The sequence below is a fragment of the Aliivibrio thorii genome (assembly GCF_057368585.1).
Genome location: NZ_CM170655.1, coordinates 1,346,877 through 1,356,775, shown reverse-complemented (window position 1 = coordinate 1,356,775; position 9,899 = coordinate 1,346,877). Strand labels below are relative to the sequence as shown.

Here is a 9,899-nt window from a genome sequence, read left to right as displayed (position 1 = left end):
ACCGTTAACTTTAAATAATAAAAAGGATGAAAAATTGACAGAAAACAAAAACATAGATAACGCTAATGGTGAATTTGAAAACCCATTAGTGTGGTCATTATTTGAGGTGTTGCAAGAGTCAAAACAAGTATGGAAAGTGCATACGTTATCAACTCATCTGATGGAGAAGGGATTACTTAATCATTTAGATGAAAATCCTGAGAAAGACTTATTTAAACGCAATTTTTTGATCATGAATGCACTTTATCAATTGCAAAGTGAGCTGTATCCAGAGCAATGGTTACAAGTAGAATCCATGAATATTTTGTTGTTTCCAGTTTCAAAAACAACAGAAGCGGAATGCGTTATAGATAAAACACATCCTTTGCGTGAATACTATTTAGATTGGTCAAATTACCAAGCGAATGAAGATGAAGTAAAACGATTATTAAATGAGTTTTGGAGTAGTTATCGACGTTATCTTGGTGGGAATAGTATTAAAACGATGGATCGTCACCAAGCATTAAAGTTATTTGGCTTATCAGAAAGTGCAACGACAAAGGAGATCCGTAGGCAGTGGCGAAAACTAGGAATGAAGCACCACCCAGACAGAGAAACCGGTGATGCTAATACCTTTAGAATAATGTGTGAAGCCTGGAATATATTGAGATAGAGGTTGTTATAACTCAGGTTCTAATTTTTCTTGGAACAGCAATCGAGCTCTTAATCCTGGATAATTATCACTTAAACTGATCTGTCCATCGTGTAGTTTCATGACCGTATTAACTAATGCGAGTCCTAAACCAAACCCATGCTGAGTGCGACTCGGATCTAATCTAACTAATTGACCTAAAGCTCGTTCTCTGTCTTCGGGCTTAATTCCAATACCATTATCAGCAACAACGACACCAAAGCAATCAACAATGACTTCAATTACACCGCCTTCATGAGTGTATTTAATCGCATTATCGATGATATTAAATACTGCACGAAAAAGTAGGCTGGGATTAGCATACAATGGGCAAGGCATTTCGATAGTTAAATAAAGTTTCTGTTGTTTATCTAATGCCGTTGGTTCTGCAAATTCGATGGCGTCTTGAACTATTTTACTTAATTCACAGTGTTGTTTATTAACAGGAGTTCCGCCATTCTCTAAGTGATAAAGTTCCATCATGCCATTAAAAGTATCCAGCAGTAGTGAGAAATCTGATTGTATATTATCTAATTGTAATTGCTGATTAGAGGTTAACTTATCATCGTATAAAAGATCTTCAATTCGTAGTTTAATACGCCCCATTGGGGTTCTAAGATCGTGAGCCATATCAATGGTTAAGGATTTAAGTTTAGACTCACTGTGTTCCATTTGCTCGAGCATATTATTTAAATGAAGAGCTAATAAATCAAACTCATTCATATCAGGGCCTACTTTTAAGCGAACATTACGCTCACCTAGCATCACTCGGTTCATGGTTTGATTGACAAGGTTCAAGCGTTTAAGAATGTATACGGCAATTAGGATCGCTATTAAGCACAAAGCGATAAAGGGGAAAAAAGTTCCCCAGATAACAGAAGAGTCTAATTGTTTTTTAAAACTTAAGTAACGTTCTTGATCAATACCAATAATTAATTCAGAACCATCAGGAAGCTCAACTGTCGTTGCCCTCATATTGGGTAAATCATTATAGGCTTGATATTGTTTTATTTGAGCAATAACAGGGTAGGACGTTGCCGACGTGTCCGTTGGTGAAGGACTAGCATGATTAGCAATATGGTAAATATAACGGTTACTTTCTTTGCTGTTATTAATGCTTTGCTGAACAGCTTCAATGCCTTCAGCACTTGCGATGGCTTGAAGTTGTGAAGTCTCGCCACGTAACCATTCATCAAGGTTTTGGCTATATAAATGCAAAGAGGTTGAATACAGTTGATACAGCAATAATGCCATCATTAAGAATAAGCCAATAGCAAACCAAATTAAGAGTTTTAAAATAGATGAACGATAGAGCTCATCACGCTTGTCTAATAACATAGCCAGCCCCACGTACCGTTTCAATCAGGTTTACTGCGCCACCGTGTTCTAGCTTTTTACGCAATTTAGCGATATGAACATCAATAACGTTGGTTTTAGGATCAAAATGATAATCCCAAGCAGCTTCAAACAATCGCATGCGAGAAACGACTTCATCGACATGCTCTACAAGAAAACGTAATAAAATAAACTCTTTATTCTGTAATGCGATAGGGACGTTGTTTATTGTGACCTTTTGAGAGCGAAGATTAATGGTTAGATTATTGATCTGTATTTCATTTAGCGTATTTTCTATTGGGCGGTTACGGCGCAAGATAATATTAATACGTGCTAGCAACTCTGCCAAAGCAAAAGGTTTAGTTAGATAGTCATCACTGCCCGCGGTTAAGCCTTCAACACGCTGGTCTACGCTGTCTAGTGCGCTAAGAATAAGAACGGGTGTATTGTTATCCGTCGCTCTAATTGCAGATAAGACCTTTAAACCATCAAGGTTAGGAAGCATACGATCTAACACAATTAACTGATATTCACAGCTAATTGCCATCATTAAGCCTTCTTTACCATCACCTGAGCTATCGACAATAAAGCCTTCTTGCTCTAAAGCTTTAGCAATGAAATCGCGAGTAGTTTGATCGTCTTCTATAACCAGTATTTTCATAAATCTATCTCAACTATTTGATTAATTTAGTGTAACAAGAAAGAAGTGGAATTAGATAAATAAATAATGAAAAAGAGTTATTAAATGAAATAGGAATACATCATAAAGAGCCTTAAAGGGGGAAGAATTAAGACTCTTGAGTTGTACTCACATAACATCTGGTACGAATATTATGGAGGTTATACCAATTTAATTAAGCAATGGTTAGCTGCTTTATTAGTATGATATTAGGCTTTTAAAATTACTTTCATTTCTGCAGCAACTTTATCAACTTTTCCTAAGCCAATGATAACTTGTAAGCCACCTTTACCCATTGGAACCACACCCGCAGCACCAATTGATTTTAGTTTTGCGCTATCAGCAAGACCTGAATCTTTTACTGTTAAACGTAGGCGAGTAATACAGTTATCCACTTCTAGAATATTGTCTGCACCACCGATTGCTTCAATGTAGGCATTGGTTACATCTGTAATGTTCTCTTCTACTGAGTCATCTTTATTCATGTCTTCACCACGACCTGGAGTTAGGAAGTTAAACTTCTTAATCGCAAATCTAAAGATGGTGTAGTAAAGAACAAAGAATACAAGACCTTGTGGGATCAGCATATACCATTTAACCGCTAATGGGTTTTGGCTTGATAGTACAAAGTCAACGAAACCTGCAGAGAAACCAAAACCAGCCATCCATTCCATGCTTGCAGCGATGAATAGAGATAGACCCGTTAAGATTGCATGAATTAGGTATAACCAAGGAGCAAGGAACATGAAGCTGAATTCTAGCGGTTCAGTAATACCAGTAAAGAATGACGCCATTGCTGCAGCAAGCATGATAGAGAATACCGCAGCTTTATTGCGTTTTTCTGCACAGTGGTACATAGCAAGTGCAGCACCTGGTAGACCAAACATCATGATAGGGAAGAAACCAGCTTGGTACATGCCTGTTTGACCCGGAATACCAGTGCCGTTAGCAATAGACTGTGCGCCACCTAAGAAGTTTGGAATATCGTTAATACCAACAACATCAAACCAGAACACAGGGTAAAGCGCATGGTGCATACCAACACTTAGCATTAAACGGTTAAAGAAACCAAATAGACCAGCACCTACAGCACCCATTGATTGAAGTTGAGTACCAAATGAGATTAGCGCATCAAAAATAGCAGGCCATACGTAAAGCAGTACGAATGATAAAGCCATACCAGCAATTGATGTCAAGATAGGAACAAGACGTTTACCACTAAAGAAAGCAAGTGCTTTTGGTAGCTCAACCGTAGAGTATTTGTTGTAAATTTCAGCAGAAATAATACCAACAATAATACCGATGAACTGGTTGTTGATTTTAGCGAACGCAGCAGGAACTTGATCCAAAGGGATACTTTCAAGCTGGGCTACAACCGCAGGAGAAAGAAGGGTAGTAACAACGGTAAAAGAGATGAAACCTGCTAGTGCCGCCGAACCGTTTTTGTCTTTACTTAAACCAAACGCCACACCAATCGCAAATAGCATCGGCATCACATCAATGATAGCTCCGCCTGATTTAATCAAAAACGCAGCGAATACACTGTTGGCACCCCAACCCGTTGGATCCATCCAGTAACCAACACCCATTAATATCGCGGCAGCAGGAAGCGTAGCGACAGGAACCATCAGCGCTTTACCTACTTTTTGCATGTAACCTAATACATTCATATTGTATTCCTTAAAATTTAGTCTGTTATTTTTAAACTAAGAGAAGAGTACAAAAGAGTGGGTTAACAAAAGATTGTGCCAACATTAACTATAGTTAATGTTGGCACTTTAAGAATCAAATTGTGAGTGAGATCTAATTAATTCGAGAAGTAAATTAACCCGGGTGCCCATCTACGCGTTTTGACCATAACATAGGAGCAAAATACCAAACAAATAAGCCAAATGCGATAGCCCAAAGAGCAGCAGTGATGTTGATTAACTCCATCATATATTGAGGAAACAAAATAACCCCAAATGAACGGATAAACGCCGCTAAGATGATTGCACTATAAGCCAGTCCCATAGAGGGACCTTTGTAGATTTTGCGGCCAGTATGTCCCATAGTCACGCGAGCTATCATAGCTAAAATAACGCCGCCTAATGCACCAATTGCAAATAAATGAATTCCTGTATGAGAGATAAAGTAATCGGTGCTTAAACCACGTAACAGTAAACTTAATGGGATACAAAGATAACCAGCATGAAGAGACCAAACCAGCGGTTCACTCAGTGTTTTATATCCTTTCCAACGGATCATTCGGATCAATTGAGCAATACCTGCAATGACCATTAAATATGGACTTACTTGCTCTGATGTTAAAGGGAAAAAGCTCAAAATAAACAGCATAGCTAATGGGATATTACATAACGCATCTAACCAAAGTATTGGTTGAGCTTTTTCAAACTGAAAGCGACGTGCAGTAAAGAAAGGAATAACGCGTGCGCCCATCACAGAAAGTAGTAGCGTAAACCACCAAAGCATGGATTCCCAAACCGCAGCAGAAGTAAATGGCGGCATGCCTTTAATTGTTGCGTAACTAGCGAAGTTCGCGGCAATTGCGACTAAAAATAACGGAATAAAGAAAAAGTTACGAACGCCTTTGGTTTTGATTACACGAAATCCAACTTCATAGGCAATAGCGAGCATGAATAACGCTTCAATACTTGAAATTAACCAAAGTGGTGCTGAAGTCCAGAATAACACTCTTGGTAACAGCCATAATAAGACAATGAACCCGAGACGTTTATCTGAAGTTCCTTTAACACCAGTCCAATTCTGAACGGCACTTAACACAAAACCAGCAACAATCGCCATCGAAAAACCAAAAAGCATTTCATGTACGTGCCACCAAAGCGCAGGCACGTTTAGGTAGGTTGGTTGGCCTGTTTGAAATGCCCATACCCATACAGTGACAGCAATAATGGCATAGATACTACCTAATAAAAAAAACGGTCGAAACCCTAAACGCAGTATAGGTGGAATTCTTTCTTCGACAGCTTTATCTGTAATATTCATCATAAGATTTTCTCAATTCGTAAGGACAAAATAAGTATAACTGAAATAAAACTCAATAACATGTATTTTTTATGCATGTTATATTTCGGGTGTATTTTTAGATTACACAATAGAGATTGTGATCTAATTGTTAAATTTTAAAGTCCTTTATCGACAAAGAGAGTACTTTAGTTAAGATGAACAGATAAAAATATAAATATAAATGGACGTACTCATGAGTCAGGAAATTTACTTTGGTACAGAGAACAAGTTTAGCTTTAAACGCAGTACTTTAAATGCAGTAACGCGTTTGCATCACTTATTAATTCCAAGTCACGCGAAGAAGATGGGGCGTAAATTACTATTAACTCCTGTAAGAACTAAACCAAAAAACTCTGAACCAGAAGGGTTAATAAAGAGTAAGTTGAACTCATCTGAAGGTGAACTTAGTCTTTATCAACTTGGCTCTGGTCCTACTTGGGTATTGGCTCATGGCTGGTCGGGGAATTCGAGTCAATTCTATCCATTAATGGAATACATCGCATCGAAGGGGTTTACCGCCGTTGCTTTTGATCACCCAGCTCATGGTGAGAGTGAGGGAAAACATGCTCATTTACCTGCGTTTATTGAAGGGTTAAATGCGATATTGGATTCTTGTGATGATGTGGTGGGTGTCGTCGCACATAGTATGGGAACGGCTGCGGTACTGGAATGTCATCATGTGAAATTGGAATGGGTTCCGTTGCTTTTAATTGCACCAGTACTTAACTATACCGAAAATTTATTCCGTAGCATTGAGCGCTCTGGGTACTCAATTAAATTATTTAAAGCGATTGTTGGTGATATAGAAGATCAATACCAGCGTTCTATTGATAGTTTTAACCCGTATCAACGATTAACGCAAAGAGAAGCGCTAACCATCATTGTGCATGATAAAGAGGATCGCTTTACCAGTTTTGATCTTTCAAAATCAGCGTCTGAGCATATTAAGCATGTCACACTATACCCAACAACAGGTTTGGGTCATGGACGAGTAATGGCGAGTGATGAGGCGAAGAAAGCATTTGATGTATTAAGTTAACTTAAATCAATAAGCTGTGAGATAAAGCAGATGCATCGCAGGAGCTGAATGCATCTGTTTTTTATTTATCTAAATAACAACCGACGTAACGACGTTCTGTTCATCGTTAAAACAAACAAAGTAGATGCCCCAGCCGTTCCAAATACAATCACAAAATCTCTTAGTGCTAAAGTCAGTCCCATCATTCCGGTAATATTTAAGAACACAACCACAAAGAGTAGGTGGCATACATAAATACCAAGAACATGCTTGCTTAATGTGAAAGTGATAGGGTGATGACCGAAGCTCGGCTTTGATAACAATAGAAAAAACATGCCGATGCCAATTAATGGGGTACCGATTAAGAAATCATGCAGGTTAAAAGGAACGTCAAAACTTGTTAGCCAATAAGCCTCACTAAGATGAATAACAAAGCCTAAGACTAATAAGATAATCGCTTTTGTTGATGATAGTGTGATTGATCTTCTTCTTAATTCAAAGCCAATGACAAGCATTAAGGTACTAAAGAAAGGGCCATTCCTAGTAAAGAATGGAGTCCAAACTTCAGTTAATGTTTGGTAGCTGCCACCAGCAAGGCCATATACATACAAGATAACAGCAACAGGAATAAGCCATCTTGTTTTGTTAAAATGAACTAATAAACCAATAATAGCAACGGCGATAATAAGAGCTGGAATAAACCATAAGTGCACCATACCACCTTCCATAATTGCATTAAGAGGGTTCTGAGTTAGCCAGCTCCAATATCCTGTACGCTCCGCTAGATAACCGCTTTCAGCAACCTTTTTCCAGTTAAAAGGCATTACTAGGCATAAAAAACTCCATACTAACCAAATTTTAAGTAACGGAGCAGAGTAAGACTGTACTGTTTTTAAAGGAGCCGCAGTTAATTTAGGTTGAATAAAATAACCGGATAAAATGAAAAAGAAAGGAACGGCAAAACGAGTGAATTGATTAAAAGCATAGCCAAAAACAGGAATATCCTCCATCAGGAGATACGTCATAAATACTTGTGAGTGCAAAGCAATAATCGCAAACATAGCAATAAGCCTTCCGAGCTCTAAGCTTGCGATTTTTTGAGAGTTTTCCATTAAAATAACATCCTTAATTTTTTGCGTAATCTATCAAGGACTTTTAACAAAATATATGAGTTAGATTAATTCGTTGAGATTTTTGCATTGGATGTTTTCATAAATGAGAGGGTTTTCACATAAAACTATTGACCTTACCCCTAGTGGAAGCCTTAGTATCTGGCTAATTCTGAATATATGGATCATTTATAGTGTTTTCTTCTTTTTCTAAGTGGTTAGTGGTAAGCGTTACGCTGATGGCATTAGTGCTATCTAGTGTTGCTTACAGCTATCCAGTGAAAATGGAAGGAATGACCATGAACATGGCAATGCCTCAAAGTCAAATGTCGCCTATGAGTTATAGCATGCCTGATTGCCATTCACCAAAAGAGTCTCAAAGTAGTGACTTGGAATGTGATATGTCATCTATGTCGATGAATAATAATGACCATTGTTCTGATAAAGGTGATAACTGTTGTAAAACAGTATGTACAGTATCGGTTTATGCTTTACCTATCGGCTTGAATACTCAAATTAACTCATTAGCTTTTGCTATCAAATATGGTTTGTACAATGAACAGCCTCGTTCATTTTCATCTTCTTCCTTATATCGACCTCCAATAGTTTAATTCCAATTATATCTATTAAATCAATACGCTAAATAAGCTTTCTTATTTTCCGGTTTAATCATGGCACTGATCTGTCTTTACGATCATGTCGTTATTGGAAGGTTTCCATGAAAAATACAGCACGTAAACACTTTACTAAAGTGTGGTTAGCCTCTGCGATCTCGTTAATGATTTCAAATCAAGTGATGGCAGAAAGTCAGCTAACACAGCTTATCGAACAAGCACTCTCTTCTGATGCCAGTAGAGAGCAAATATACGCACAATCTCAAGTACTTCGATCTACCGGTATTGCGAGTGCAACGCTTGCCGATCCTACGCTAAAAGTCGGTTTTGGTGGTTTACCGGTGGACAGTTTTAAATTTGATGAAGACCCTATGACCAATATATCGGTCGGATTAATGCAAAAGTTTGGTCGAGGCTCAAGTTTAGACTTACAACAAAAGCAAACTGGACAACAAGCCGATGTATTAGCAATGCAGGTTCAAGTTCGTGAGTTAGAAGTGGCAAATGCCATTACTCAACTTTGGATTGAGTTGGGATTTTTACAAAAAGCAGAAGCTATTTTACATGAGAATCGTCAACTACTGTCAGAGATGGAAACCTACATTAAGACCAACTATTCGATTGGTAAAAGTGAAAGTCAGGACTTGCTACAAGCTCAGCTTCAATTGAGTCGATTGGATGAAAAGTTGCAAACGAATCGTCAGTTGCAAGGCCGTATCTATGCACAACTCACAGAATGGTTGCCTAATTTAGCCGAGCAAAAATCGCAAGGTATAAAAGCACTAGAGTGGTCGACATTGAATAAATTATTAAATTCAAAGGCAAGTCAAGATACTGAATTTTATGATTTATTGAAGTCGAATCCAACAATAAAAATGAGTGAATTAGCGATAACCGCAACCAAAACCAAAGTGGATATTGCCGATGAATCTTATTCACCTCAATTTGGTGTAGAAGTAATGTATGCCTATCGTCAAGCGAATGGCATGGGAGGTCAACCTGCATCGGATTTAGTGAGTGCTTATGTGACCATGGATATCCCGCTATTTACAGACAAACGTCAAGACCAAAACTATGCAGCTGCGCAATATCAAGTGGGTGCTGCAAAATCACAACGTGACGTATTACTTCGTCAAATGAACGCAAAAGTTAATTCGCTATTGGTTGATAAAAACAATCTTGAGCAGCGTCTTTCTCGTTATAACCATACTTTACTGCCCCAAGCAAAAGACAGAACTCGAGCCGTTGAGCGTGGTTATGAAAATAATACCGCACAATTTAATGATGTGATTTCAGCAGCCAGTGATGAGTTGAGTATTGAACTAGAAAAACAACGTTTATTCAGTGATTTAGATAAAACATACAGTAACTTAGCTTTTTATCTAAATGGCTTTGATTATCACGTTTCTGCGCCACAACTTTCGCCATCAGAGCAGTAAGGAAGAGA

The 9,899-nt window shown here is 38.1% G+C and carries 9 protein-coding genes; 4 read left to right on the top strand and 5 right to left on the bottom strand.

Features of this window, described 5'->3' with window-relative positions; all coding sequences use genetic code 11:
- Window positions 1-34: 34 nt before the first annotated feature.
- Entirely contained in the window at window positions 35-652 is a 618-nt protein-coding gene (locus AC2IP4_RS20290; protein WP_375320468.1) for a DNA-J related domain-containing protein, read from the top strand.
- Window positions 653-658: 6 nt separating this feature from the next.
- Here the strand turns inward: AC2IP4_RS20290 and AC2IP4_RS20285 are convergent, their stop codons facing one another.
- The 4 genes from AC2IP4_RS20285 to AC2IP4_RS20270 all read right to left on the bottom strand — a co-directional run bounded on the left by AC2IP4_RS20285 (window position 659) and on the right by AC2IP4_RS20270 (window position 5,693).
- On the bottom strand, window positions 659-2,008 hold the full coding sequence (locus tag AC2IP4_RS20285) for a sensor histidine kinase (RefSeq protein ID WP_375320469.1): 1,350 nt from the start codon (window positions 2,006-2,008) through the stop codon (window positions 659-661).
- Complete coding sequence (locus tag AC2IP4_RS20280) at window positions 1,989-2,666, bottom strand: response regulator transcription factor (protein WP_130087538.1); 678 nt, start codon at window positions 2,664-2,666, stop codon at window positions 1,989-1,991. The genes AC2IP4_RS20285 and AC2IP4_RS20280 overlap by 20 nt, the downstream gene beginning before the upstream one ends.
- A gap of 227 nt (window positions 2,667-2,893) precedes the next feature.
- Window positions 2,894-4,354, bottom strand: coding sequence for an N-acetylglucosamine-specific PTS transporter subunit IIBC (nagE, locus tag AC2IP4_RS20275; RefSeq protein ID WP_486307562.1), 1,461 nt, complete (start codon window positions 4,352-4,354; stop codon window positions 2,894-2,896).
- A 154-nt stretch (window positions 4,355-4,508) separates the two neighbouring features.
- On the bottom strand, window positions 4,509-5,693 hold the full coding sequence (locus AC2IP4_RS20270) for an NnrS family protein (RefSeq protein WP_375320471.1): 1,185 nt from the start codon (window positions 5,691-5,693) through the stop codon (window positions 4,509-4,511).
- Between the two features lie 211 nt (window positions 5,694-5,904).
- On the opposite strand from AC2IP4_RS20270, the gene AC2IP4_RS20265 reads away from it, so the two are divergent.
- On the top strand, window positions 5,905-6,750 hold the full coding sequence (locus tag AC2IP4_RS20265; RefSeq protein ID WP_375320472.1) for an alpha/beta fold hydrolase: 846 nt from the start codon (window positions 5,905-5,907) through the stop codon (window positions 6,748-6,750).
- 65 nt (window positions 6,751-6,815) lie between these two features.
- Here AC2IP4_RS20265 and AC2IP4_RS20260 read toward each other — a convergent pair whose 3' ends face one another.
- Window positions 6,816-7,841, bottom strand: coding sequence for an acyltransferase (locus AC2IP4_RS20260; protein WP_486307561.1), 1,026 nt, complete (start codon window positions 7,839-7,841; stop codon window positions 6,816-6,818).
- Between the two features lie 191 nt (window positions 7,842-8,032).
- Between AC2IP4_RS20260 and AC2IP4_RS20255 the strand changes: the two genes are divergently transcribed.
- Window positions 8,033-8,449, top strand: a complete 417-nt coding sequence (locus AC2IP4_RS20255) for a hypothetical protein (protein ID WP_375320474.1) — start codon at window positions 8,033-8,035, stop codon at window positions 8,447-8,449.
- Window positions 8,450-8,556: 107 nt separating this feature from the next.
- A complete protein-coding gene (locus AC2IP4_RS20250; protein ID WP_375320475.1) occupies window positions 8,557-9,891 on the top strand; it encodes a TolC family protein in 1,335 nt (444 codons plus the stop codon).
- Window positions 9,892-9,899: the final 8 nt, after the last annotated feature.